Source organism: Coriobacteriia bacterium, assembly GCA_014859305.1.
Taxonomy (GTDB): Bacteria; Actinomycetota; Coriobacteriia; order Anaerosomatales; family Kmv31; genus Kmv31.
On sequence record JACUUM010000008.1, the window covers coordinates 26,152 to 50,565 of the forward strand.

A 24,414-nucleotide genomic window follows, 5' to 3' on the forward strand; every position below is an offset into this window, starting at 1 on the left:
GGCACGAGGGTGAGGCAGATGTTCCGTGACAGGCTCGAGGCGGGGCGCAGGCTCGCCGAGAAGCTGGCCGGGTATCGCGGCATGCCCGACGCGGTCGTGCTGGGCATACCGAGGGGCGGCGTAGTGCTCGCCGCGGAGGTGGCGGGGGCGCTCGCGGCGCCGCTCGACGTGCTGGTCGTGCGCAAGGTCGGCCACCCGCTCAACCCCGAGTTCGCCGCGGGAGCCGTCGACCCGGACGGCGGGCTGCTCGTCAACCCGTTCGCCCGTGTCTCCGAGGAGGAGGTGCGGCGCATAGCCGAGCGGGAGAGAGCGGAGATCGAGCGCCGGCTGGCGGCGTACCGCGCGGGCCGCCCGCCCCTGGAGCTGCGCGGCAAGACCGCGATCCTGGTGGACGACGGCATCGCGACCGGTCTCACCGCCCTCAAGGCGGCCGGCTACGCGCGCGACCAGGGGGCCGGGCGCGTCGTGGTCGCCGCGGCCGTCATGTCCCGCGAAGCGCGCGAGGCGCTGGCCGAGGTCGCCGACGAGGTCGTGGCGGTGGACGTCCCCGAACCCTTCGGCGCCGTCGGCCAGTTCTACCGGGAGTTCCCCCAGGTGTCGGACGCAGAGGTGGTCGACATCCTGGCCGGGACGCCGGCGTCACGCACCTGAGGCTGCGGGCTCTGCGCTATCCTGTCCTGCGGGAGGTGCGCATGCTCGCGTACGCCGAGGTCCCCATAGGCGGCCGTCCGGCCGCGTGCGCCCGTTGCCGGCCGTGCCCTGAAGAAGCACCCTTCATCCCTGCCGAGGAGGTCGCGTCCGCCATCCGCCGCGACGTGCAGGCCCGCGGGGGCTCCGTCGCCCTCGTAGGGGGCGACGCCTTCGAACACCCCGCCTGGCGGGACCTCGTGTCGGGCGCCCTCGTTGCGGGAGCGCGAAGGTTGCGGACGGACGCGGGCCCCGCGCTCGCGGTGTACGCCGAGGAGGCTCTGTGCGTGGGCGTTCGCCACGTCAGGGTGCGCCTGCTTGCGCCGCCGTCCAGGCACGACGAGCTGCTTCGGGCGGCGGGAGCCGGGGAGGCGACGCTGGCCGGCGTGCGCGCCTTCCTGGACGCGGCGGAGCGTGCGGGCGTATCCGCCGTCGTGACCGCGATCCTGCCGGTCTGCCGCCACAATCTGCACGACCTGCCGGCGACGGTCACGGCGCTCGCGGAAACGGGCGCCGCCTCCGCGGAGGCGGTCCTGGATACGGCCTCGGTCCCGCCGGGCCCCGCCGCGCCCTGGCTGGCCGCCGCCGCGGACAGCGGGACCGTGAACCGCATGTGGCTGCGTCTCGCCGGCGTGACCGAAGGTGCGCTGCCCGGCTACGAGATGCACTTCGAGCCGCCGTTCGCGACCGGGGAGCCGGCGTGAGCGGCGGTCCGCTGAAGGTGGCGCTGGTCGCGCTGAACTCCCCGGGCTACCGCTCGCTGGCGATGGGCTACCTGCGCGCCTACGCGCAGGCGGACCGTCGGCTCTCGGGCAAGGCCGCGTTCCAGACGGTGGACCTGGACGTCGGCACCGACGCGTGGTGGGTGGCGTACAGGGTCGCCGGCAGGGCGCCGGACGTGGCGGCCTTCTCGGTCACGTGCTGGAACGCTTCGACCGTCTACGAGGCGTGCCGCCTCATCGGGTTGGCGCGCCCCGAGACCTCCATCGTGCTCGGAGGCCCGGAGGTCGGCCCGATCGCCGAGGACGTGCTGAGGGCCAACCCTTCCGTGGACGTCGTGGTGCGCGGCGAGGGTGAGGTCACCTTCGCCGAGCTGCTCGGAGTCATGGCCTCCGGCGGCAAGACCTGGCGGGTCGAGGGCGTCACGACGCGTCGCGAGGGCTCCGTGGCCTCGGCCGACGACCGTCAACTCGTCCCCGACCTCGACGAGCTGCCCTCCCCGTACCTCGCCGGCCTCATGGAGCCGGTCGAGGGGGCCACGTACCTGGAGACCTACCGCGGCTGCCCGCACCGGTGCGGATACTGCTTCGAGGGCAAGGGGTACGGCCGCGTCCGCCACTTCTCCCAGGAGCGCGTGGCCGCCGAGGTCGAATGGCTGGCGGATCGCGCGGGTCTGCGCCTGTTCTCCTTCATCGACCCCGTCTTCAACCTCACCGAGGACCGCCTGGGCCGGATGGCCGCGCTGCTCGAGCCTCACGCCTCCAACGGGGTGAGGCTGCACACGGTCGAGGTGGACATCGAGCGTATCGGCCCCGAGGAGGCCCGCATGCTGCGGCGCGCGGGCGTGCGCTCCGTCGAGACAGGCCCGCAGTCGGTGGGTGCCGAGGCCCTCGGCATCTGCGGGCGGCCCTTCGACCGGGACCGGTTCCGCGCGGGCGTGGCCGCGTGCAAGGCCGAGGGGATCTCGGTCGAGTGCGACCTCATCCTCGGCCTGCCCGGCGACGGACCGGCCGAGTTCGCGCAGGGCATGCGCTTCGTGACGGCGCTGGACCCGGGCAGGGTGCAGATGTCCACGCTGCACGTCCTTCCCGGGACACCGCTTTGGGAGCGCGCCTCCGAACTCGGGCTGGTCTTCGATCCGTCGGCGCCGCACGAGGTCGTCGCCACCCGCGAGGCCTCCTTCGCCGAGCTGCGACGCGCCGAGGTGATGGGCCTGGCGCTGCAGCGCGAGTACGGGGCCGGGGCGTGAGAGCCCGCGGTCACGGCGTCTCCAAGCGCGCCGAGGAGATCCGGCCGTTCGTCGTAATGGACGTGGTCGCGCGCGCAAAGGCGCTGGAGGCGGCCGGCCGAGACGTCGTCCGCCTCGAGATAGGGGACCCCGACTTCCCCACTCCGTCGGTCATCACCGACGCCGCCGAGGCCGCGATGGAGAGCGGCGACACCGGCTACACCCAGTCCGCCGGGCTGCCGGACCTGCGCGACGCGGTAACCGCCCACTTCGACGAGCGGTACGGCGTGAGGGTGGACTGCGAGGACATCGTCGTCACGCAGGGGACCTCCCCGGCCATGCTGCTGCTCTTCGGCACGCTGCTCGACCCGGGCGACGAGGTGCTCGTGCCCGACCCCGGTTACCCCGCCTACCCGAACTACGTGCGCTTTCTGGGGGGCGTGCCCGTACCCGTCCCGGTGCGGGCCGAGGAGGGCTTCAGGCTGCTCGCCGAGGACGTGCGCGCCGCGGTCACCCCTCGTACGCGCGCCGCGATGCTCAACTCGCCGGGCAACCCGACAGGGGGCGTGCTGCGACCGGCCGACCTCAGCGCCCTGGCCGAGGTGGCCGAGGACACCGGCATGTACCTGGCCAGCGACGAGATCTACCACGGCCTGCAGTTCGAGGGCCGCGAGCACACCGTGCTCGAGTTCACCGATCGCGCGTTCGTGCTGAACGGCTTCTCCAAGGCGTACGCGATGACAGGCTGGCGCCTCGGCTACCTGGTCGCGCCGCGGGAGTTCGTGCGGCCGGCCGAGAAGATCCAGCAGAACTTCTTCCTGTGCGCGAACCACTTCGTGCAGGTGGCCGGGACCGTGGCGCTGACCCGGGCCGGCAGGGAGGTGTCGCGGATGCGAGCGGCCTACGACGAGCGCCGTCGCTTCCTCGTGCCCGCGTTGCGCGAGATCGGCCTGGGGGTCGCGCGCGAGCCTCTCGGGGCGTTCTACGTGTTCGCCGACGCGCGGGCATGGGACGGCGATTCGCTGCGTCTGGCGAACCGCCTGCTCGAGGAGGCTGGCGTCGCGGTAGCGCCCGGCATCGACTTCGGTCCGGGGGGCGAGGGGTTCCTGCGCTTCAGCTACGCCTCGCCGCTGGATCGTCTGCGCGAGGGCGTGCGGCGGCTGCGGCGCTGGTCCGTCGGTCAGGCCGTGGAGGACTGGTGAAAGCGACCGACAGGGCGGCGGGCGGCGGAGGTCCGAGCGGCCGTGGCGCCGGCATCCGTCGTCGGCGCCGCCATGTTGGGGCCGGGGGCGGTTGGGGTATCCTTGACAGGTCCTGCGCCGCCCGGGGTGCGGGTACCGGCGGCACGACCGTTCGTCACGAGGCGGTGCAGCGGCACCGCCGGGGTACCGAGAATCATGGGTACGGGACTTGCTCGTCGGCCGAAGGTCCTACCGACGAGGGGCGCGAAGGGTAACGAGTGACCGAGACCTACAGCAAGGCCGACCTGCACATCCACAGCAACCACAGCGACGGCCTCGCGAGGATACCCGAGATCATGGACTACGTGCAGGAGAGGACGGACCTGCGCGTCATCGCGATCACGGACCACAACACGGTCGAGGGTGCGCTGTTCGCGAAGTCACTCGAGGAGATGTACGACTTCGAGGTCGTCGTCGGGGAGGAGATAAGCTCGCGCTCCGGCCACATCCTCGGGCTGTACCTGAGTGACATGGTGCCTCCGGGTCTGTCCGCGGTCGAGACGATCTCGCGGATCAACGAGCAGGACGGAGTGGCGATAATCCCTCACCCCTTCGCCAACCGCGCGTTCGGCCCCTTCGGCCTCAAGGCGCTCGGCGACTCGATCTACGACGTCGCCTTCCACGGGCTCGAGCTCTTCAACTCGTCGCCGTACCTCGTCTACGCGAACCGTCTCGCCGCCAAGGCGTTCGCCGGCGGGCAGGGGATAGCGGCCACCGGCGGCTCCGACGCGCACGTGCTCAAGGGGATCGGCACCGGCTACACGCTCTTCCGCGGCACTACCGCCGAGGACCTGCGCCGCGGCATCGATGACCTCGACACCCGCGCGAAGGCGGGCAAGGGCCAGCTGTCGCTCGCGCTGCGCTACGCGTTCCGCTACCCGCAGATCCGCAGGATGCAGTCGTGGAACTGGGAGCGCTGCAAGGCGCGCTGAGCGCCCCGCCGCGGTCCGCCCCGCCGCAAGCGCCAAGCCCTCGGCGTCATTCCGAGCGCCCGGAAGCGGCCTCGCGCATGCGCGATACCAGCTCCTCGGCCACGGCGGGGTCGTTCCCCCACGGAGGCAGGAGCTGCACCGCCGCCTCGGTCCTGGCGAGCTCGGCCCCGCGAGCCAGGTCGAGCATGGTGACGAGCGTCTCGGTGGGGAACCCCGCCGGCACGACAGCGACCCGCTCGCAGCCCAGCGCCGCGAGGTGACGTACCGTCTCGGTGACGTCCGGAGTCCTCCAGTCCGCCCACGCGGTCCGGATCCGCTCCCCTGGCACGCCGCCCTCCGCGATGAGGGTGCGGACTCGCCCCGCGAACGCCGCCTCCTGCCGGTCGAACTCCTCGTGCGCGCCCTCCCACGCGGGGGGCTGCGCCTCCATGACCAGCGTGACGCCGGCCTCCGGGCTCCCGTCGGCGAACGACGAGGCTCGGCCGGCGACCAGCCCGGCGAGCCGCTCCGAGGACCACATCGGCTGGGTGTAGAGGATCTCCAGACCGGCCTCGCCGGGCTTCAGCGCGTCGAGCGCCATCTTGGCGCGCTCCTCGGGATGGCCCTCCGCCACGGCGAGAGTGGCGACCACGATGCGGGAGCACCCGGCCTGCGCGGCCGCATGGACGGCCTCCGCCAGCGACCCCGGCGGCTCGCACCACGCCACGCGCACCTCCGGCACGCCCAGGGCGCGGGCCGAGCGCTGGGCGAGGCCGAGGACCGTCTGGCGCGCCGGGCTGCGCCCCTGGGCGAGGCGGTAGCGAGCCTTCTGGGCGGCGAAGAGGAACGGCAGGAGTGCGACGGGGACGAACATCGAGCCGGACCCCGAGACCTCGGCGACGGTGGCCGCCGCCCAGCGCGGGTGGTACCGTTCGGGCTCGGCGCGCGACAGCAGCACGTAGGCCGGTGAACGCGCGGGATCGCCCTCCACACGCGGCAGTGGAGCGGGCGGGGCCGAGCGGGCGAGCAGGGGGAGCATCGAGGCGGCGAGCAGGTAGCCCCCGAGGAAGGCGGCGAGTCCGAGCGCGCCGGAGAGGACCGCCGCGCCGACCGAGCCGTGGCGGGCGGACAGCAGGACGAGACCCCAGCCCGACATCGCGACCATCCCGGCGGCGCCTGCGAAGGCCGGTGGCTCGTACCGGGGAGGCGCTATCAGCAGCGCCACGAGGGCCGCGCCGGCGCCCACGGCGCCGAGCAGCAGCGCGAGCCACGCCCACGAAAGCGCCACGTCCCCTCCTCGCCCCTGCCGGACTCGCGTTCCCGGGTCGAAGGCTGCACGTACCCCTTACCGCCGCTGATAGGATACTCTACGGGATGGCGGGACCGTGCGGCGTTGACGGCCCAATACCCCGGGGGGTATGATGACGGCGTCCGAGCCCGACCGATGGAGGGAAGGCATTGCCGACGTACGAGCTGAAGTGTGACCGGTGCGGGGAGCGTCACGAACGGTTCGTTCCGCGCTTGCTGCAGGAAGACGACAAGGTATGTCCCGCGTGCGGTTCCACGGATGTCCGCACCGGGGTGGGCGGCGGCTACATCAGCGCCCTGAAGAGCGGGTCGGGATCCGGCTGTGCGCCTGGAGGAGGCTTCACTTGAAGGTGACCGACGTCCGGTCGGGCGATGGAGGGTTCCCGGAGGACTACACGTACGAGCGGCGCAGCGGCGCCGGGTTCGACGAGACCCTCGGGTCGATCACGCACGCCATCGAGTCGCGGGACCTGGTCGTGCGCAGGACCTACGACATCCAGTCGGCGCTGGAGGCGAAGGGCTTCCCCATCCAGCCGCTGACGATCCTCGAGGTGGGGCGTGCGCACGATTCCTCCTCGACGGAGCTTGCGGGGCTGCTCACGCCGTTGCGTTTCAACGTCTACCAGAGGGGCGACCACGTCTTCGTGTCGGCCCTGCGGCCGTCGTTCGTGACGCGTCTCGTGTCCGATGACGCCGTCGTGCGCCTCGCGGCGTGCCTCGAGCGCGACGTGCTCGCGGTCGTGGACGCGGCGGCCGGGGACGGGACCTGAGGGAGGCTCGGCCGGCCGGCAGCCATCCTACTTCACGCAGGACGAGTACTTCAGGAACACGCCGATCGCTTCGTCGATGAGGTCGTCCCGGGCCGTGACATCCTCCGAGATGAGGCACTTCTTCATGGAGTAGCCGATGATGTGCATCCCGACCTGGTTGAGGGCTGCCTTCGCGGCCATGATCTGAGTCAGGACGGCCTCGCACTCCTTACCCGACTCGACCATGGACTGCAGGCCGCGCATCTGGCCCTCCAGGCGCTTCAGCCGGTTGACGATGCGCTTGCGCTCGGCCTCCGAGACCTCGAGCATCTCGGCCGTGGCGACCGTGTCGTCATGGGACATGAGGCACTCCTTGCGGAAGGTACGGTACTATCTACTCGCGCGGCTATTATACCCCCTAGGGGTATTCCAGGCAATGCCGGGGGGCCGGCAACGCGCACGAGGAGGGCCATGGGCTACACGAAGCCCAGCGAGATGCGCTTCGGCGGGCGACGCGTCCGGACGGTCAGGCGGGTGCTGCTGGCGATCCTGGGACTCAACGCGTCCGTCGCCGCCGCGAAGATCGCCTACGGACTGCTGTCGGGCTCGATCGCCATGCGAGCCGACGGCTTCCACTCGCTCTTCGACGGCTTGTCGAACGTGATCGGGCTGGTGGGCATCGGCCTGGCGTCCCGTCCGGCGGACCGGACGCACCCGTACGGCCACGGCAAGTTCGAGACCTACGCCTCGGCGGCCATCGGCGCCATGCTGATGCTGGCCGCGTACAACGTCGGTTCGGAAGCCCTGGGCCGGCTGCTGGACGGCCCGGACGGCGCGCCGCGCGTGGACGCCGGCTCCTTCGCCGTCATGCTCGGGACCCTGGCGGTCAACATAGGCGTCACGCTGTACGAGCGGGGCATCGGACGCCGCATCGGCAGCCAGATCCTCGTCGCGGACGCGAGCCACACCGGCAGCGACGTGCTGGTGAGCCTGGGCGTCATCGCGGGCCTCGTCGCCGTCCGGCTTGGCTTCCCGGCGGCCGACCCGATCATCGCGCTGCTGGTGGCCGTCGCGATCGTGCTCACCGCGGTCCGCGTGCTCGGCGAGGCCGGTCTGACGCTCTCGGACAGGGCGAGGATCGATCCGCAGCTGCTGTGCTCCGTCGTCCTCCGGATCCCGGGCGTGCTCGGCTGCCACTCCATCCGGACCCGGGGCTCGGAGTCCGAGGTGTACGCCGACCTACACATCCAAGTGGAACCCTCCGTGACCGTCGAGCAGGGGCACCTCGTGGCCGAGGAGGTCGAGCGCGGGGTAACGGAGGCCTTCCCCGAGGTCGTGGACGCGATCGTGCACCTCGAGCCTCTCGACGCCTACCAGGTCTCCAAGACCGAGTCCGAGGCCGAGCAGGGCCTTGCCCCCGCCCCCGCGGCCGGCCCCGCGGACCGGCCCGAGCGGCGCCGCTGAAGGACGGGCCGCTAGAGGCGGGCCGCCGAACGGTCAGGGACGCCCCGGCCGGCCGGCCCGGCCGGCGCCGGGCGCCGGACCTCGGCCGCTGCGCGTCGGGGTAGCGCGGACTCCCGCGTGGGTATCCCAGGTTGGGGACGGTGCCCACCCGTCCCTCGCGCTGTGGGGATATACTGAGTGGTACGCGGTTTGCTAACGCTCGCGCCCCTTGAAGCGGCGACGGGACGGGCCGGGGAGCCCACGATGGAGATCACGCAACGGCCGGAGCTCAAACAGAAGGTCACCCTCTCGCCCCAGGTCTACCAGGGCCTGAGCATCCTCGCGATGCCCATCGCCGACCTCCAGGCGCTCGTCGAGATGGAGATGCTGGAGAACCCGGTGCTCGAGGTGGAGGAGTTCGAGACCGATCCGGCGGAAGCCGAGGAGGATCGGCTGGACACGGGCGAGGACGAGCGCGCGTGGGACGAGTGGCTGGACATGTACGAGGACCTCGAGGCCTCGGAGCCGGTCTCGCCTCGGGACCCGAACGCCGAGGCCGTCAACACCGAGGAGTTCGTCTCCGGCGTCCAGAGCTTCGACGACTACCTCCTCGACCAGATCGGCATGCTCTCCCTGAAGCCGGGCGTCGAGGCCGCGGCGCGCGCCGTCGTCGGCAGCCTGGACCCGGACGGTTTCTTCGCGGGAGACCTCGCCGAGGTGACGCGTATCGCCGCGGTCACGCCCGAGGAGGCCGAGGAGGGACTGCGTGTCGTGCAGCAGCTCGACCCCCCGGGTGTGGGCGCGAGGGACCTCGCCGAGGCGCTGAAGATCCAGATGGTCTACCTCGGGCTCGAGGAGCCCGTGCTCGAACGCATCGTCGAGGAGCACCTCGACGACATCGCCGCGAACAGGTTCCGGAAGGTCTCTCGAGCGCTTCGCACCGACGAGCGCGAGGTGCGGCGATTGGTGGATCTGCTGCGCGACCTCAACCCGCGGCCGGCGGGAGCGTTCTCGCCCGGCCCCTCGCCCGGCTACATAGTCCCCGACGTCACCCTCCGCCGCATCGGCGACGAATGGCTGATCATCCCGAACAACGAATCCGTCCCCACGCTCCGTGTCAGCCCCCGCTACCGCTCGATGTTGCGCTCGGGATCGAAGGCCGACGATGAGACGCGCCGCTACCTGAAGGACAAGATCCGGTCCGCCGAGAGCTTCATCCGCAACGTCGACCGGCGCAAGGACACCGTGAGCCGCATCGCGCAGATCATCCTCGAGGTGCAGCGCGACTTCTTCGAGGACGGCCAGGGACCGCTGCGGCCGCTGCGCCTGGAGGACGTGGCCGTGGAGATCGGGGTGCACCTCTCCACGGTGAGCCGCGGGGTGACCGGCAAATACATGGCGACGCCGTACGGGCTGTTCGAACTGAAGCACTTCTTCTCGGGAGGGTACCGGACCTCCACGGGGCTGGACGTCGCGTCCACGTCGGTGAAGAACCATATCCGAGAGCTGGTGCGAGAGGAGGACCCGGACAAGCCGCTGTCGGACCAGAAGCTCGCCGAGGTCCTCTCGAGCGAGGGTATCTCAGTGGCCAGGCGTACGGTCGCCAAGTACCGCGAGGAACTGGGGATCGAGCCGTCCTGGGCACGGAGGCGTAGATGATCCCGATGGCGGAGAGCGTCCGCGAGACGGAGGAGAGGCGGCAGGCGGCACGGGACGTGTCGATCGTGGCGGCGATGCTGTCGGCGGTCGTGCTGCTGCACCTGTTCACCAGCACCGCGCCCGAGCACCTCATCTACCACACGCTCTACCGGCGGCTCGCCTACCTCCCCGTCTTGTTCGCCGCCTTCCGGTTCGGTCTGCGGGGCGGCACTCTGACGGCGCTGGCCGCGGCCATCCCGTTCGCCATCCACGCGCAGATGAGCCTGGGCGGACTGCTCGGCGGCGGCGGCGACAACCTGCTCGAGATCGTCATGTACGTGGTGATAGGCGCCCTGTTCGGAAGTCTTCGCGACATCGAGGAGCGCAAGACGATGGGGCTGCGGGAGGTCGGTCGCCAGCTCGAGGACGCGTATCGGAAGCTGGAGGAGCGCGCCATCCAGCTGATCAACATCCAAGACTACACCCAGTCGATACTCCGCTCCATCACCTCGGGCGTGATCACCATCGGACCCGACGGCTCGGTGGCGACCGTCAACCCCGCCGCCGAGCGCATCCTGGGGATGTCCGAGTTCGAGGTCGTGCCCAAGGCCATCCGCGCCCTGTTCAGCGACGACGCCGGGCTGGGCAACGACGTGATGAAGGTGCTCGAGGGCAGACTGCCCAAGGCGGTGCGCGAGGTGACGCTCGTGACCAGGGGCGGCAAGACGATACACGCGCAGGTCTCCGCGTCGCGCATGCGCGCCGTGGGCGGCAGGATCCTCGGGGCCGTCGTCACCATCGAGGACATCTCGGAGGTCAAGGCGCTGACCGAGCAGCTCATCCGCGCCGACCGGCTCGCCGCGCTGGGCGAGCTCACCGCCGGCGTCGCACACGAGGTGCGCAACCCTCTGGGCATCATCCGGGCCTCGGTGCAGCTCGTCGAGGAGGCCCAGTGCGACCCGGCGCGGCTCCGGGAGGCCACCGGCGTGGTCAAGCAGGAGATCGACCGCCTCGACAAGGTGATCAAGGCGCTGCTGGACTTCGGCCGCCCTTCGCCGCCGACGCTGGTACGAACGGACGTCGAGGACGTGCTGCGGGACGTCGTGCTGTTCACCCGGCGTTTCGCCGGGAGGCGCAAGGTGCGGATCCGAGAGTCCTTCCCGGGCGACCTGCCGCCGGTCCTCGGCGACCCCGACCAGCTCAAGCAGGTCTTCTTGAACCTGGTGACGAACGCGGTACAGGTGATGGGCGAGGAGGGGGGCACCGTGGAGGTGCGCACCGGGACCGAGAACGGCTTCGTCGTCGCCGAGGTGAGGGACGACGGGCCCGGGATGGCGCCCGAGGAGCTCGGCAAGATCTTCGACCCCTTCTACTCGAAGCGTCCCGGCGGCACGGGGTTGGGGCTCACGATCGTGCACAGGATCGTCGATGAGCACGACGGGCACATAGAGGTTCGGAGCACCGAGGGGCGAGGCACCGTGTTCATGGTGTCGTTGCCGGCGCAGTCGGGAGCTGGTGGGATGAGGGAGGAGCATGAATCGGCGCGTTCTCATCGCTGACGACGAGAAGAACATGCGGTGGGTCCTGGGGCAGGCGCTGTCCTCGGAGGGCTACGACGTGCTCGAGGCGGCCGACGGCAAGGAAGCGCTGTCCGCGGTCGCCGAGCAGGCGCCGGACGTGATGGTGCTGGACTACAAGATGCCCAAGCCCGACGGCATGGAGGTGCTGAGGAGGCTGCGAGGGAAGGGCCAGGGCTTTCCCATCATCATGCTGACCGCTCACGGGAACGTGAGTCAGGCCGTGGAGGCGATGAAGGCCGGAGCGAACGAGTACCTCACCAAGCCCTTCGACCTCGAGGAGCTCAAGCTCGCGATCGAGAAGTCGATCCAGGTGAGCGAGCTCGCCGCCGAGGTGGAGCGGCTGCGCGAGGAGATCGACCGGGACTACGACGTCGAGGGCATCGTCGCAGCCGACCCCAAGATGCTCGAGGTCCTGGAGACGGTTCACAAGGTCGCTCCGACGAACGCCACGGTGATGATCTACGGCGAGAGCGGCACGGGCAAGGAGCTCATCGCGAGGGCGATCCACCGGATCTCCCCTCGCGGGAGCAGGCCGTTCGTCTCGATCAGCGCCGGGGCCTTGCCGGAGACGCTGCTGGAGAGCGAGCTGTTCGGCTACGAGAAGGGCGCGTTCACGGGCGCGATGCAGGCCAAGCCGGGGCGTTTCGAGATGGCCAACGGGGGCACGCTGTTCCTCGACGAGGTCGGCGACATCACGCCCTCCGTGCAGGTGAAACTCCTGCGTGTCCTGCAGGAGCGCACGTTCGAGCGGCTGGGCGGGACGCGGACGATCGAGGTGGACGTCCGGATCGTGGCCGCGACGAACCAGGACCTGCAGCAGCTCATCGCCGACGGAGTGTTCCGGGAGGACCTCTACTACCGCCTCAACGTCGTACCGATGACGCTGCCGCCGTTGCGCCAGCGCGCCAGCGACATACCCCGTCTCGTCGCGCATTTCCTCGAGAAGCTGGGTGCGGCCGACAAGAGGATCTCGCAGGACGCGATGAAGGCGCTCGTCGGCTACCAGTGGCCGGGCAACATCCGCGAGCTGGAGAACACGATCGAGCGGATCGTGATCCTCGCGCAGGGCGACGAGATCGGCGTGGCGGACCTGCCGGCGGAGGTCCGTACCGGGGTGCCCGCGATCTCCGCGGGGGGCGTGTGCACCTTCGCTCTTCCCGAGGAGGGCTGCGATCTCGAAGAGGTCGAGCTGGAGCTCGTCAAGCAGGCTCTCGGGCGCTCGGGCGACAACGTGCCGAAGGCCGCGAAGCTCCTTGGGTTGACCACCAAGACGCTGCAGGCCCGCATGGACCGTTTGGGGCTGTGAGAGCGTTCTGCGCGACGGCGGGCAGAGGAGCCGCCGGGACCGGCGCGGGCGACTGGAGGTCTTTGGCATACGCCTTGCACTTCCGGGAAAGCGTCGGTCCAAGTGTGGAGAAGTCGTGAGCAAAGCCCCCCTGAGCAGGCTGATCTTGATCGTCGGAGGGATTCTCGCCGTGCTGGCGGCCACCGCGGCCCTCCTCCTTCGGGTCGACTGGAGCGCCGGCTTCGCCGGTTGCACGTGGACAGCCGCTTTCGGTTGGACCGTTCCACTGATCGCCGGTCTCGTGATCGCGGCGGTCGCATGGCTGCTGCTCAGGACGAGACCTGCTCGCTCCGACGAGGGGATCGGGTTCGTCGCGTACGAGTGCCCTGCGTGCGGCGAGAGGGTGATCAAGGGCTGGCGCCTGTGCCCGTACTGCGGGAACATGCTGGGGACGCTCCCCGAGCCGTTCCGACCCGAGGACGCGGCCTGAGGCGGTGCGATCCGAGGCGCGCGGGGTCGTGCTCGCGGGGTACAAGCCCGTATCGGGCCATCGCAGGGAGGAGAGCGACGTGGCCGAGGTCGACATCCGCACCACCGGTATGCACTGCCACTCGTGCATCATGCTCATACAGATGAACGTGGGAGACCTCGAAGGGGTCGAGAAGGTCGAGGCGGACCTGGCCTCCGGCGTCACTCACGTCCTGTACGACCCCGACAGGGTGACGGTCGAGCAGATCGTCAAGGAGATCGAGTCGACCGGGTACGGGGCGCAGCCGCTCTAAGGAGCGCGGGTTGCGTCAGGATACCCCCCGGGTATGGTGGGCCGGTCCTGACCACGATCCGCGGAGGTTCGCATGGGTGCCGGGGTGGGTCTCGCTGCCGCGTTCGCCGCGGGCATCGTGTCGTTCCTGTCACCGTGCGTGCTCCCCCTCGTCCCGGGCTACCTGTCGGTCGTCACCGGCGTGAGCCTGTCTGAGTTGAAGAGCGGCCAGCGCCGAACCTGGAGCGTGCTCGCGCCCAGCTTGCTGTTCGTGTCCGGTTTCGCCGTCGTCTTCATCGCCCTGGGGGCCTCCGCCTCGGTCCTGGGCGCCTTCCTGGCTCCTTACCGCGAGGGACTGACGCGATCGGCGGGCGTTCTCGTGTTCGCGATGGGCTTCCTCATGCTCGGGGTGGTGAAGATCCCTCGGCTGTACGGAGAGGCCCGGTTCGACATGGCGCGCGCGCGCACGTTCGGCCGCGGCGCGTCGCTGTTGATGGGGATGGCCTTCGGCTTCGGCTGGACGCCGTGCGTCGGTCCGATCCTCGCCTCGATCCTCACGCTCGCCGGCTCCTCGGCCGACGTCGGACGGGGAGCGGCATTGCTCGCGGCGTACTCTTCGGGTCTCGGCTTGCCCTTCATCGGCGTCGCCCTGCTGTTCGGCAGGGTGGAGCCGGTCCTGCGGTGGCTGTCGGCACACGCGTCGACGGTCAACCGGGTCGCCGGCACCCTTCTGATGGTGGTCGGCGTCCTGATCTTCACGGACACGTTCCGGCTGCTCTCCGCGTGGCTCCTGCGAGCGGCCCCCTTCCTCGCCATGGGATGACCGTCCGACGGGATCCACGCTTTGCCCGCGGCACGCCTCGCCGTACCATTGGGGTGATCGCGGGGGGAGGTGGACGCATTGCGTGCCTGGGCGAGGCGGGACCAGAGTCTGGCGAGGGACATGTTCCTCGCGACGATCGCGCTCGTGACCGTTGCCGTGGTGCTGCTCGCCGCAACCTCGGTCACGGGCGTGTACCGCACGGTCAGGGGACTCGAGCAGAAGCAGCTGGCCGCCGAAGGCGACGCTCTGCTGACAGCCGTGCGCTCCCGGTTCCGCGCGGCGGCGGACATGCTCGAGGGCATCGTGAGCGGGACCGAGTCCGTCACCGACGGGTTGAGCTCCCGCCAGTGGCTGGCCGCGTTCGAGCACTTCGACCGGCTCCTGCTGGTAGAGGGTTCGGGCAAGGTGGTCTCCGCCTACCCGCGCTCCGCGGCCGACGACGGCATACCCCGAGAGGTGCGCGAACGGGCGTCGCCGATGGTGGCGTTCGTGCACCTCGGCGAGGACCCGGACACCGGCGAGCCGGTCGTGTGGGCGGTGCGCACCGTCGGCGAGCGCAGCCGCGACCTCGTGGCCGGGCGTGTCCGGACGGGGTTCATCGCCGACGAGGTCGCCGCGAGCGTGGGGTCCGACGGCGACCGGCTCGCGTGCGTCGCCTCCGCACTGGGCCCGGTCGCCGTCGCGGGAAGCCGTGCCTCGGAGGCGGGCCGCATCGTGTACGCCGACGCCTACGAGGGCGGAGCGGGTGAGGCGAGACTCGTCGGCCTTGACCTGAGCGGCGACTACCGCGACGTGACCGGCCTCCCGGGTCTCTCATGGCGGATCGCGATACTCGAGCCGCGGTCGAGCACGGTGAGCTTCGCGCGCGTCGCGCTCACGCCCGCCGCCGTCGCCGGGCTCGTCGTCTCGATCCTGGCGGTCATCGGCGCGGCGATCTCCGGGCGCCTGCTCGTGTCGCCTCTGAAGGATCTGGAGCGGCGGGCACAGCGCGCGGCGTCGGGGGCGTACGTGCGCACGATGGAAGTGGGCCGGCGCGACGAGGTCGGGCGGCTCTCGGAGGCCATCAACGACCTGACGACGCGATTGAACGCGTTGCACGACATCTCGCGCCTGCTTCGCAGCGCCGCCCGAACGGAGCAGGTCCTCGACAGCATCCTGTCGGCCGTCGCTCACATCGCGCCCTCAGCCAGCGCGGCTGTCTTCCTGACGGACATGGTCAGTGGAGACCTGGTGGCCGAACGGCTGCCCGAGCCCTCGGCGGTGCGCCCCGGCGACAGGCTGAGGATCGAGTCGGAGCTCGCCCTGGGTCAGGTGCTGCTGGCCGAAGGACCGGTGTCGCTGCCGCCCGGCCGGTACGGCGGCGTCTTCGAGTCCCGCGGCGAGCTCCTCGGCATACCGCTGAGCGTGAGCGGAGAGGCGTTCGGGCTGCTGCTGCTGTACGACGGGCATCGGCCGTTCTCCGACGCCGCGATCGAGACGCTGGGGACGTTCGCCGCCCAGGCGGCGGTGGCTCTGCGCAACTCCCGCCTGTTCGAGGCCGAGTACGCGTCCCGCGTGGAGGCCGAGGCGCTCAGGGAGGTCGCCGAGCACCTCGCCAACCCCACCGACCTCGCGAGCGCGCTGGCTTCCGTGCGCGACGTGGCCGGGCGCCTGCTCGGGGCCGATTCCGCGGTGCTGGCGGTGCGCGACCGCGAGGCGTACGGGTTGCCGCCGGCCGAGGACGCGGAGCGGGAGGCACTCGTGCTCGAGGTGCTCGGGCGGGCCGGAGCCGGCGCATCGGGTGGGGCGGTCGTCGTAGAGGACGTCGAGCAGCGAGACTTCGCGGAGGCGTACCGCGGGGTCGGCGTGCGCTCGCTCATACTCGTGCCGCTGGCGACACGCGAGGAGGCGGCGGGAGGCATCGGCTTCGAGTACCGCGGAGGCTCCGTGTGGTTCGGCGAAGCGCGGCTCGGGCTGGCCAACACGATCGCCAAGCAGGTCTCGCTCGCGTTGGCGAACGCCTACCTGTTCGCTCAGGCGCAGCGCCGCGCGATCAACCTCGACACGATCTTCAGGATCTCGCAGGCGGTCGGTTTGTCCCTGGAGACGAAGGTGGTGCTCGACCGCGTCCTGGACGTGGTGCAGAAGATCTTCTCGGGAGACGCGGTCTCGCTCATGCGCTACGACAGGCAGAAGCGGACGTTGAGCACGGAGATGGCGCGGGGCATGGTCAGCGCCGAGATCCTCGAGATGGAGTGCTCCCCCTCCGAGGACGTGCCCGGGGAGGTGTTCGAGACGCGGCGGCCGAAGGTCCTGGGCATGCTGGACCCGACGAACGGCGGGCTGGAGGCGGCCGCCGCGGCGCGCGGTCTGAGGGCGCTGCTGGCGGTGCCGCTCCTGGCGCGCGGGAGGAGCATCGGCGTGCTGTGCGTCTTCTCCCGCGAGCCGCACTCGTACCGCGAGGAGGACATCGAGCTGCTCTCGACCTTCGCGTCGCAGGCGGCGCTCGCGATCGACACCGCGGCGCTGTACGGGCGCGAGCACGCCGTCGCCACGGTGCTGCAGTCGAGCATCCTCCCCGGGAGGCTGCCCTACGTCCGCGGGATCGATGCCGACAGCGTCTACCGGCCGGCGGGGCGGGACGCGGAGATCGGCGGTGACTACTACGACCTGTTCCAGACCGTCGACGGCAAGGTCGTCGTCGCGATGTGCGACGTCTGCGGCAAGGGCGTCGGCGCGGCCACGAAGACCTCCATGGTGAAGTACTCCGTGCGCGCGCTCGCGGCCGCGGGCCTCGGTCCGGCCCGCATCCTGACCGAGGTCAACAGGATCGTCACCGACGCGGGCGACAGCGCGGATATCGTCACGCTCGTCGTAGGAGAGATCGACCCCGAGACGGACACGCTCACATACGCGAACGGAGGCCACCCGCCGGGGCTGCTGACCTGCGGGGTCGGCACCGAGGTCGTCTATCTCGCCGCCACGGGCCCACTGCTCGGGGCGGTCGGCACTGCGAGCTTCGCCGAAGCGAGGGTGCCCGCTCCCGAGGGGTCCACTATGGTGATCTACACGGACGGGGTGACAGAGGCCCGAAGAGGGAATAGATTCTTCGGAGAGAAACGGGTCCGGCGGGCTCTCGTGGGCGGCGGGAGCGCCGCGGACGTCACTCGGCGGATCACAGCCTCGCTGCGGAGATTCACCCCCGGAGAACTCCGCGACGACGTGGCTATCCTGACGGTTCGCCGGACATCCGGGGGCGAGCGACCTGGGGCAGGTTTTCATCGGTGTAGGGATGGGCCCAGGAAAGGACGTGCCCTCGATGTCGATTGACATCGAACGCCAGGTGGACTCGCGCGCCTGTGTCGTGCGGGTCGAGGGCGAGATCGACATCTCCGTCGTCCCCGAGATGCGTGAGGCGCTGGACGCGGCGCTCCAGGGCGGCTACGTGAACGTCGTCATCGACCTCTCGGGCGTGACGTACGCGGACAGCTCCGCGCTCGGGCTGCTCGTCTGGCTGGATCATCGGCTCTCGCCGCGCGGCGGCAAGCTCGTGCTGGCAGGCGCCAACTCCGACGTGACGCGCATCCTCGAGCTCTCGGGCCTCATATCGGTGGCGCCGAGCGTGAGCGCCTCTCCCAACCTCGGGTCCGCGCTGGAGGGGCTGGAGCTCAGGGAGGTGCCGCCGGAGCCCCTGTGGACGCAGACGCTGGACATCCCGGCGACGACGGACAACCTGGCCGAGACGAGGAACCGGGTCGTCGCGCTGCTGTCCCCGCTGGACGTCGCGGAGGCGTCGCTGTTCGACATCAAGGTGGCGGTGGGGGAGGCGCTCGCGAACGCGGTGCGCCATGGATCACCCCGGGGGCAGGAGGACATGATCAGCATCGAGGTGAGCGCCGCCGAGGATCGGATCACGATCCGGGTCACCGACGCCGGCGAGGGGTTCAACGGCATCGCCCAGTGCAACCGCGACGTCTACGCCTCGTCGGGTCGAGGGATCATGTTCATGCGGGCTCTGATGGACAGGGTCGAGTTCGCGTCTTGCGATGACGGCGGGACCATGGTCACACTGGTGAAGCACCTGCCGCCGCAGGGCGTCGATCGCTGATTCCCGTAGGGCGGCCGCACCCCGGGGGGTCGATTGTGCCGTCCAAGCGTCGCATCGTGATCTTCAGCGCATCGTTCGGAGGAGGCCACCGGTCCGCCTCCGAAGCGCTGGCCAACTACCTCGCGGCCCACCACTCGGGCACGGTCCGTTTCGAGGTGGTGGACTTCTTCGAGGACTTCGCGCCGGGCTTGAACGTTCTCGCGAAGTTCGCCTACCAGCAGTCGGTGCAGTTCTTCCCTGAACTGTACGGCACGTTCTTCGACCTGACGAACAAGCTCCCCAACAACCCCGTCGTACACGAGATGGCGCAGATGGGGTACGCGCGCGCCGTGGCCTTCATCGACTCCTACGGTCCCGATGCGGTCATCTCGACGTTCCCGATAGCCGGGGGCGTGGCGGCGGAGATCAAGGCCTCCCGTCCCCTCGTGTCGGCGACCGTCATCACCGACTTCGGGGCCCACCGCCAGTGGCTGCACCCGGCCACGGACCTCTACTTCGTCGCGACGAAGGAGGTGCGCGAGGACCTCGTCGTGAGGGGCATCCCGTGGGAGCGGGTGGTGGTCTCCGGCATCCCGATCCACGAACGGTTCAGCGAGGCGGTCCAGCGCGGGGAGAGCCGCAAGCAGCTCGGCCTCGCGGACCGCTTCACGGTTCTGATGACGGCTGCGGCGGGAACGCCGGGGGATGTCCGATCGATAGCCAAGGAACTGACGTCCCTAGGCATACAGGTGGCGGCGGTGGCCGGCCGTCACGAGAGGCTGCGCCGGCGGCTCCTCTCTCTCGAGAAGAAGACCGATCTGCTGAAGGTCTTCGGTTTCGTGAAGGATATGCATAGAATGATGGCGTCGGCCGACGTGCTCGTCGGGAAGGCGGGGGGCCTCACCGTCTCCGAGGCGCTGGCGATGGGTTTGCCGCTCATCATCTACAACCCGGTCCCCGGACAGGAGATCTACAACGTGGACTTCCTCGTCAACTACGGAGCCGGCCTGCTCTCGCGAGACGAGGAGGATGTGGTGGAGAAGGTGCGCTTCCTCTCCGCGCATCCCGAGCGGCTGCGGCAGATGGCCGAGAACGCCGGCAAGCTGGGCAAGCCGGGGGCGGCCCAGTCCGTGTGCGAACGCGTGCTCGTGGCGGTGCGCTGAGACGAGGGGGGCGCGATGGACGTCATGGAAGCGATCCGGGGCAGGCACTCTTACCGGTCGTTCCGGGAGACGGAGGTTCCCCGGGAGGTGCTCGACCTGCTGGTCGAGGCTGCCGCGCTCGCGCCCTCCTCGTTGAACATCCAGCCTGTCCGGCTCATCGTGGCGACGGGCGAGACGCGAAGGGCCCTCGGCAGGGTCATCTCGCTGACGACCGTGCACCTGGCCGAGTACGTCGAGGTGCTGGGTCCGGAACTGTACGAGAAGGCGGTCGAGTTCTACGGCGACCTCGGCGCGTCGCCGGTCGCCGTCGCGGTCACGCTGCCCAAGGCGTCGGGCGAGCTCCAGCGCATCAACGAGTTGCTCGCGGCCGGGACCGCGGTCGAGAACATGCTCCTCGTGGCGACCAGAGAGGGTCTGGGGGCGTGCAACCTGACCGTCTCGTTCTGGGTGCGCGACGAGCTCGCCGAGTTGCTGCGTCTGCCCGAGGACCGGGAGGTCGTCTCGGTCATCGTGCTGGGGTATCCTGACGAGGTGCCGCATGCGCCCGAGCACCGGCTCGACATCGCGACCTTCCTCGAGTGAGGCATGTACGACGCAGTCTTCTTCGACGTAGGCAACACGCTCATCTACCCCCATCCGAGCGTCTCCGAGGTATGCCGCCAAGTGCTCGCGGAGGCAGGCCACTTCCACGACCTGCACCGCATCGACGAGGTCATGCCCATGGTCGACGCGTACTACGAGGACCGGTACCGGGACGACGACACCTTCTGGACCAGCGAGGACGAGACCAGCCAGGTCTGGGTCGGCATGTACTCCCTGCTCTGCAGGAAGCTCGACATCCACGAGGACGCCGAGGTCCTCGCGCGGCGGGTGTACGACACGTTCGGCGATCCGGCGCGGTGGCGGCCCTACGCGGACGTGCTGCCGGCGTTCGAGCGCCTGGGCGGGCGGGGGGTGCGGCTGGGCGTGATCTCGAACTGGGACCGCCGGCTCGGCACGCTGCTTGACGGCCTCGGGTTCGGCGCCCACGTCGAGGCTGTGGTGAGCTCGGCCGAGGTCGGCCTGCACAAGCCCGACCCGCGCATCTTCGAGCTCGCGTGCATGCGTCTCGGGGTCGAACCCCGGCGTGCCGCCCACGTGGGCGACCATCACTACGCCGACGTCCTGGGGGCGACGGCCGCGGGGATGCGGCCCGTGCTCATCGACCGCCATGGGACCGGGTGCGCCGACCATGAGCCGGACCTCGCCGACCTCGACGCGCTCGAGGCGGTCCTCGGGATGGGGTGAGCATGGCCTCCCGCCGCTCGGTCCGGCGGTGGCTCCTGCCGCCGGTCGCGGTTCTGATCGGTCTCGCCGCGGCCTTCGCCGCGCACCGGCTGGCCGGCTCGTCATGGGAGCAGGTCGTCTCCTACCGCTCACCCTTCACGGCGACGGACCTCCCCGCCGCCGGCTCGGGGCCGCCGGTCGCCGGACGGCTCGTGCTGGTCATCGTGGACGGCCTCGGAGAGGAGGCCTCGCGGGAGATGAACTCGCTCGAGCGGCTGCGCGACATCGGCGCGGACCTGACCTTGGTCGCCGGGCAACCGTCGTTGTCGTACCCGACGTGGACGACCCTCCTGTCCGGAGCGCCGCCCAACGTGAGCGGCGTGACGACCGACCGGTTCGAGGAGCGCGTGCCGGTGGAGACCCTGCTCGACACCGCGCTGCGGTCGGGCCGGACGGTAGGCGTGGTCGGCCCCACCTCGTTCGAGACGCTGTACGGGGCGGGGCGCGCCCAAGCCGCCTTCCTGATGGACCGGGAGGGCGACTACCTGTCGGCGCGCTTGGTCGACGAGGCGCTGCGGATCGACGGCGGTCTCCGCCCCGATCTGCTCGTCGTCCACCTGCCCGACGTCGACGAGGCGGGGCGGGCCTCGGGCACGGGGTCGTCAGAGTACGCCGAGGTGGTCCGCCGCGTCGACGGCGACCTGGCGCGCCTCGTGGAGGGCACCCAGGACGCCCGCACCGCCTATGCCGTGGTTTCCGCACACGGTCACGTCGCCGGGGGCGGCTATGGCGGCTGGGAGCCCGAGGTGTTACGGGCGCCCGCGGTCCTTTCCGGCGACGGCTTCCGCTACGCACGCATGACGGCGCGGCAGAGCGACCTGGCCCCCACGCTCGCCGCGCTGACCGGCATCCCGTCGCCTCGTCAAGCCGCCGGCGAGGCGCTCGCCGAAGTGCTCGCCACGACCTCGGGCGACCCGGTGCGGCCCACCTGGGCGCAGCGGCGGGCCTTCGCGGCGGCCTACGCCGACGTCGTGCTCGAGCCGACCGGCGTGACCAGGCATGCGGACTGGGGCGAGGATTCGCACGGAGAGGCGCTGGACTCCTGGATCCGCTCTGCGGAGAGGGTGCGAGAGGCCCACGACAGGTGGGAGCGCGTGCCGGCGGGGATCGCGGTCGCCGCCGGAGCGGTGCTCGCGCTGGCGGCCGTCGGCCTCGCGTCGTGGCGCGCCCTTCTCGCCGCGCTCGCGGGCACCGCGGTCTACCACGCGCTCTACAACGCGGCGTATTTCCTGGTCCACGGCCACTGGTGGTCGCTCTCGGCGTTCAACTCGCGATCCGACGTCCGGTCGTTCTTCAGCCTGCGCATGGCCGAGGCGGCCGCGGCCGGGCTGGCCGCAGCGTTCGTCGCCGGGCTGGTCTACGCCGCGCTGCGCCGTGCGCCCCGCGGCTCGCGGGGCCGCTTCCTGCCCGGTTGGCTGGCCCTGGGTCCGGTGACGGCACTGACCGCCCAAGCCACGCTCGCGCTCCAGGTCGCGTGGTTCCTGTGGTGGTACGGCGCGTCGGTCACGTGGCGCATGCCGGACTTGCGCTGGGCCCTCAAGTACGAGCTCGACCTCGTCCAGGCCACCGCCCTGGGTGCCGCGGCGGTGCTCTCGCCGCTGGTTACCTGGCTCGCCGGACGGTATCATCCGAGGGTGCGCCGAGCCGAGGAGACCAGGCGCGCGGCCGAGGACGCGGAGCGGGGGCGCTCGGTCCTCGGCGAGGAGCAGGAGCCCGTGGTGCGCCGCAAGTCGCACCCGGCGTGACGTTCCGAGCTTCGGGAGAGATGATGACCATCGGGGACCTGCGCGAGTTCGTCGCGCTGCTCGAGAGCAAGGGTCAGCTGAAGCGCATCCGTGCTCGACTGGACCCGTACCTGGAGATCGGTGAGGTCACCGACCGGGTCAACAAGGCGTTCGGCCCGGCCCTGCTGATCGAGGATCCGGTGGATCGCCGGACCGGGCGCCGCTACGAGCGACCGGTGCTGATCAACACGTTCGGCAACTACGACCGCATGGCGTGGGCGCTCGGCGTCGACGCCGAGACCGGTACGTGGCGCGACCTGGACGCGGTGGGCCGGAAGCTGATGGAGCTGTTGCCGCTGGACGCCCCCGCGAGCGTGTGGGACAAGCTCGGCGTCGCGCGCAACCTGGCAGGGCTGGCAGGCGTCGGCAGGAAGGAGGTCAAAGCGGGCAAGGCCCCGGTGCAGGAGGTCGTGCTGCGCGAGGACGAGGTCGACTTGACGGAGCTCCCGGTGCTCACGACCTGGCCGGGGGATGGCGGCCCCTTCGTCACGCTGCCGCTCGTGGTCACGAGCGACCCGGTCAAAGGCAGGCTCAACCTCGGCATGTACCGGCTGCAGGTCTTCGGCCCCCGGGAGACCGGGATGCACTGGCACGTGCACCACGACGGGGCCAAGAACTTCCGCGCCTGGCGCGAGCTCGGGCACGAGCGTATGCCGGTGGCCGTGGCGCTCGGGGGGGACCCGGTCACGATCTTCTCGGCCACCGCGCCCGTCCCTCCGATCATCGACGAGTACCTGTTCAGCGGCATCATCCGAGGAGAGAGCGTCGAGGTCGTCAAATGCATGACGAACGACCTGCTCGTGCCCGCGCACGCCGAGATCGTACTTGAGGGCTGGGTGTCGACGGACCCGGCCGACGTGCGCTGGGAAGGGCCATTCGGCGACCACACCGGCTACTACTCGCTGGCCGACTACCACCCGGTCTTCCGCGTCGAGGCGCTCACGATGCGCAGCGACGCCTGGTACCCCGCCACCATCGTCGGCCGGCCGCCGATGGAGGACTGCTTCCTCGGCAAGGCCACCGAGAGGCTGTTCCTGCCGGTGATCCGCGCGCTCATGCCCGAGGTGATCGACTACGACCTGCCGCTGGAGGGCGTCTTCCACAACTGCGCGATCTTCCGGATCCGCAAGGAGTTCCCCGGGCAGGCGTTCCGCGTGATGAACTTCGCGTGGTCGATGGGGCAGATGATGTTCACGAAGTTCGTGATCGTGGTGGACGAGGACGTCGACTGCCACGACTACTCGCAGGTCGCCTGGCGCTGCTTCAACAACGTCGACCCCGACCGCTCGATCCTGGTCAGCAAGGGGCCGCTGGACCAGCTCGACCACTCCTCGGCGCACGAGAGGTACGGCTTCAAGATGGGCATCGACGCGACGAAGCCGTTCCCCGAGGAGGGACACGGCCGCGAGTGGCCCGAGGCGATGCGGATGACGCCCGAGGTCAAGGTACGCGTCGACGAGATGTGGGGCGAGCTCGGCCTGTGAGCGAGCGCGAGCGGCAGGCGCGCGGCGACGGCGTGCGCCGCGAACCGCTGCCGCTGCGCGCGGAGGTCGACGAGTCGGCCGCGAGGCGAATGCCGCCCGGCGCGCAGACCCCGAAGGGCCTCTGGGGCAAGGCCCGCATCTTCCTCGAGCTCGTGAAGTTCGAGCACTCGGTCTTCGCGCTGCCCTACGCCTACATCGGCGCGCTCTATGGGGCCGCG

24 protein-coding genes are annotated in these 24,414 nt (G+C 70.6%); 22 read left to right on the forward strand and 2 right to left on the reverse strand.

The window, feature by feature from the left end; translation table 11 throughout:
- Nucleotides 1–18 precede the first annotated feature (18 nt).
- The 5 genes from IBX62_02535 (at nucleotide 19) to IBX62_02555 (ending at nucleotide 4,808) form a co-directional block, all read left to right on the forward strand.
- Nucleotides 19–651 (forward strand): phosphoribosyltransferase, encoded by a 633-nt coding sequence (locus tag IBX62_02535; protein ID MBE0475957.1) that lies wholly within the window; start codon nucleotides 19–21, stop codon nucleotides 649–651.
- Nucleotides 652–692: 41 nt separating this feature from the next.
- On the forward strand, nucleotides 693–1,391 hold the full coding sequence (locus IBX62_02540) for a hypothetical protein (protein ID MBE0475958.1): 699 nt from the start codon (nucleotides 693–695) through the stop codon (nucleotides 1,389–1,391).
- Nucleotides 1,388–2,656: a B12-binding domain-containing radical SAM protein gene (locus tag IBX62_02545; protein MBE0475959.1), complete on the forward strand. Its 1,269-nt coding sequence runs from the start codon at nucleotides 1,388–1,390 to the stop codon at nucleotides 2,654–2,656. The genes IBX62_02540 and IBX62_02545 overlap by 4 nt, the downstream gene beginning before the upstream one ends.
- Before the next feature lie 56 nt (nucleotides 2,657–2,712).
- A complete protein-coding gene (locus IBX62_02550; protein ID MBE0475960.1) occupies nucleotides 2,713–3,837 on the forward strand; it encodes a pyridoxal phosphate-dependent aminotransferase in 1,125 nt (374 codons plus the stop codon).
- A gap of 257 nt (nucleotides 3,838–4,094) precedes the next feature.
- Nucleotides 4,095–4,808 carry a PHP domain-containing protein gene (locus IBX62_02555; GenBank protein MBE0475961.1) on the forward strand — a complete coding sequence of 238 codons (714 nt, stop codon included), beginning with the start codon at nucleotides 4,095–4,097 and terminating at the stop codon, nucleotides 4,806–4,808.
- Nucleotides 4,809–4,854: 46 nt separating this feature from the next.
- Here IBX62_02555 and IBX62_02560 read toward each other — a convergent pair whose 3' ends face one another.
- Nucleotides 4,855–6,075 carry a ferrochelatase gene (locus IBX62_02560; GenBank protein MBE0475962.1) on the reverse strand — a complete coding sequence of 407 codons (1,221 nt, stop codon included), beginning with the start codon at nucleotides 6,073–6,075 and terminating at the stop codon, nucleotides 4,855–4,857.
- A gap of 170 nt (nucleotides 6,076–6,245) precedes the next feature.
- Between IBX62_02560 and IBX62_02565 the strand changes: the two genes are divergently transcribed.
- Nucleotides 6,246–6,443, forward strand: a complete 198-nt coding sequence (locus IBX62_02565) for a zinc ribbon domain-containing protein (GenBank protein ID MBE0475963.1) — start codon at nucleotides 6,246–6,248, stop codon at nucleotides 6,441–6,443.
- The gene (locus tag IBX62_02570) at nucleotides 6,440–6,865 is read left to right on the forward strand and encodes a DUF302 domain-containing protein (GenBank protein MBE0475964.1); all 426 of its coding nucleotides are present in this window, start codon (nucleotides 6,440–6,442) and stop codon (nucleotides 6,863–6,865) included. Before IBX62_02565 ends, IBX62_02570 begins: the two co-directional genes overlap by 4 nt.
- 27 nt (nucleotides 6,866–6,892) lie before the next feature.
- Here the strand turns inward: IBX62_02570 and IBX62_02575 are convergent, their stop codons facing one another.
- Nucleotides 6,893–7,174 carry a metal-sensitive transcriptional regulator gene (locus IBX62_02575; protein ID MBE0475965.1) on the reverse strand — a complete coding sequence of 94 codons (282 nt, stop codon included), beginning with the start codon at nucleotides 7,172–7,174 and terminating at the stop codon, nucleotides 6,893–6,895.
- A 165-nt stretch (nucleotides 7,175–7,339) separates the two neighbouring features.
- Here IBX62_02575 and IBX62_02580 point away from each other — a divergent pair, with 165 nt between their 5' ends.
- From IBX62_02580 to IBX62_02650, 15 genes are all read left to right on the forward strand, one after another.
- Nucleotides 7,340–8,308 carry a cation transporter gene (locus IBX62_02580; protein ID MBE0475966.1) on the forward strand — a complete coding sequence of 323 codons (969 nt, stop codon included), beginning with the start codon at nucleotides 7,340–7,342 and terminating at the stop codon, nucleotides 8,306–8,308.
- A 243-nt stretch (nucleotides 8,309–8,551) separates the two neighbouring features.
- Complete coding sequence (gene rpoN, locus IBX62_02585; protein ID MBE0475967.1) at nucleotides 8,552–9,946, forward strand: RNA polymerase factor sigma-54; 1,395 nt, start codon at nucleotides 8,552–8,554, stop codon at nucleotides 9,944–9,946.
- A complete protein-coding gene (locus tag IBX62_02590; protein ID MBE0475968.1) occupies nucleotides 9,943–11,484 on the forward strand; it encodes a PAS domain S-box protein in 1,542 nt (513 codons plus the stop codon). Before rpoN ends, IBX62_02590 begins: the two co-directional genes overlap by 4 nt.
- Nucleotides 11,459–12,811, forward strand: coding sequence for a sigma-54-dependent Fis family transcriptional regulator (locus tag IBX62_02595; GenBank protein ID MBE0475969.1), 1,353 nt, complete (start codon nucleotides 11,459–11,461; stop codon nucleotides 12,809–12,811). The genes IBX62_02590 and IBX62_02595 overlap by 26 nt, the downstream gene beginning before the upstream one ends.
- 115 nt (nucleotides 12,812–12,926) lie before the next feature.
- The gene (locus tag IBX62_02600) at nucleotides 12,927–13,280 is read left to right on the forward strand and encodes a hypothetical protein (GenBank protein ID MBE0475970.1); all 354 of its coding nucleotides are present in this window, start codon (nucleotides 12,927–12,929) and stop codon (nucleotides 13,278–13,280) included.
- Between the two features lie 4 nt (nucleotides 13,281–13,284).
- Nucleotides 13,285–13,572: a heavy-metal-associated domain-containing protein gene (locus tag IBX62_02605; GenBank protein ID MBE0475971.1), complete on the forward strand. Its 288-nt coding sequence runs from the start codon at nucleotides 13,285–13,287 to the stop codon at nucleotides 13,570–13,572.
- A 72-nt stretch (nucleotides 13,573–13,644) separates the two neighbouring features.
- Nucleotides 13,645–14,373 (forward strand): cytochrome c biogenesis protein CcdA, encoded by a 729-nt coding sequence (locus IBX62_02610; GenBank protein MBE0475972.1) that lies wholly within the window; start codon nucleotides 13,645–13,647, stop codon nucleotides 14,371–14,373.
- A 120-nt stretch (nucleotides 14,374–14,493) separates the two neighbouring features.
- Nucleotides 14,494–17,682 carry a SpoIIE family protein phosphatase gene (locus IBX62_02615; GenBank protein MBE0475973.1) on the forward strand — a complete coding sequence of 1,063 codons (3,189 nt, stop codon included), beginning with the start codon at nucleotides 14,494–14,496 and terminating at the stop codon, nucleotides 17,680–17,682.
- The gene (locus IBX62_02620; protein MBE0475974.1) at nucleotides 17,672–18,460 is read left to right on the forward strand and encodes an anti-sigma factor antagonist; all 789 of its coding nucleotides are present in this window, start codon (nucleotides 17,672–17,674) and stop codon (nucleotides 18,458–18,460) included. Before IBX62_02615 ends, IBX62_02620 begins: the two co-directional genes overlap by 11 nt.
- 35 nt (nucleotides 18,461–18,495) lie before the next feature.
- Nucleotides 18,496–19,602 carry a glycosyltransferase gene (locus IBX62_02625; protein MBE0475975.1) on the forward strand — a complete coding sequence of 369 codons (1,107 nt, stop codon included), beginning with the start codon at nucleotides 18,496–18,498 and terminating at the stop codon, nucleotides 19,600–19,602.
- Between the two features lie 15 nt (nucleotides 19,603–19,617).
- Nucleotides 19,618–20,184, forward strand: a complete 567-nt coding sequence (locus IBX62_02630) for a nitroreductase family protein (GenBank protein ID MBE0475976.1) — start codon at nucleotides 19,618–19,620, stop codon at nucleotides 20,182–20,184.
- A 3-nt stretch (nucleotides 20,185–20,187) separates the two neighbouring features.
- Nucleotides 20,188–20,889: an HAD-IA family hydrolase gene (locus IBX62_02635; protein ID MBE0475977.1), complete on the forward strand. Its 702-nt coding sequence runs from the start codon at nucleotides 20,188–20,190 to the stop codon at nucleotides 20,887–20,889.
- A 2-nt stretch (nucleotides 20,890–20,891) separates the two neighbouring features.
- A complete protein-coding gene (locus IBX62_02640; protein MBE0475978.1) occupies nucleotides 20,892–22,673 on the forward strand; it encodes an alkaline phosphatase family protein in 1,782 nt (593 codons plus the stop codon).
- Between the two features lie 23 nt (nucleotides 22,674–22,696).
- The gene (locus IBX62_02645) at nucleotides 22,697–24,196 is read left to right on the forward strand and encodes a menaquinone biosynthesis decarboxylase (GenBank protein ID MBE0475979.1); all 1,500 of its coding nucleotides are present in this window, start codon (nucleotides 22,697–22,699) and stop codon (nucleotides 24,194–24,196) included.
- The coding region (locus IBX62_02650; GenBank protein ID MBE0475980.1) for a hypothetical protein at nucleotides 24,193–24,414 on the forward strand (222 nt) is incomplete at its 3' end. The genes IBX62_02645 and IBX62_02650, both read left to right, overlap by 4 nt.

Coding starts and splice junctions, on each gene's coding strand:
- IBX62_02535 (MBE0475957.1), top strand. CDS start 19: ATGTTCCGTGACAGGCTCGAGGCGGGGCGCAGGCTCGCCGAGAAGCTG.
- IBX62_02540 (MBE0475958.1), top strand. CDS start 693: ATGCTCGCGTACGCCGAGGTCCCCATAGGCGGCCGTCCGGCCGCGTGC.
- IBX62_02550 (MBE0475960.1), top strand. CDS start 2,713: ATGGACGTGGTCGCGCGCGCAAAGGCGCTGGAGGCGGCCGGCCGAGAC.
- IBX62_02575 (MBE0475965.1), bottom strand. CDS start 7,174: ATGCTCGAGGTCTCGGAGGCCGAGCGCAAGCGCATCGTCAACCGGCTG.
- IBX62_02580 (MBE0475966.1), top strand. CDS start 7,340: ATGCGCTTCGGCGGGCGACGCGTCCGGACGGTCAGGCGGGTGCTGCTG.
- rpoN (MBE0475967.1), top strand. CDS start 8,552: ATGGAGATCACGCAACGGCCGGAGCTCAAACAGAAGGTCACCCTCTCG.
- IBX62_02590 (MBE0475968.1), top strand. CDS start 9,943: ATGATCCCGATGGCGGAGAGCGTCCGCGAGACGGAGGAGAGGCGGCAG.
- IBX62_02595 (MBE0475969.1), top strand. CDS start 11,459: ATGAATCGGCGCGTTCTCATCGCTGACGACGAGAAGAACATGCGGTGG.
- IBX62_02610 (MBE0475972.1), top strand. CDS start 13,645: ATGGGTGCCGGGGTGGGTCTCGCTGCCGCGTTCGCCGCGGGCATCGTG.
- IBX62_02615 (MBE0475973.1), top strand. CDS start 14,494: ATGTTCCTCGCGACGATCGCGCTCGTGACCGTTGCCGTGGTGCTGCTC.
- IBX62_02620 (MBE0475974.1), top strand. CDS start 17,672: ATGTCGATTGACATCGAACGCCAGGTGGACTCGCGCGCCTGTGTCGTG.
- IBX62_02630 (MBE0475976.1), top strand. CDS start 19,618: ATGGACGTCATGGAAGCGATCCGGGGCAGGCACTCTTACCGGTCGTTC.
- IBX62_02635 (MBE0475977.1), top strand. CDS start 20,188: ATGTACGACGCAGTCTTCTTCGACGTAGGCAACACGCTCATCTACCCC.
- IBX62_02640 (MBE0475978.1), top strand. CDS start 20,892: ATGGCCTCCCGCCGCTCGGTCCGGCGGTGGCTCCTGCCGCCGGTCGCG.
- IBX62_02645 (MBE0475979.1), top strand. CDS start 22,697: ATGACCATCGGGGACCTGCGCGAGTTCGTCGCGCTGCTCGAGAGCAAG.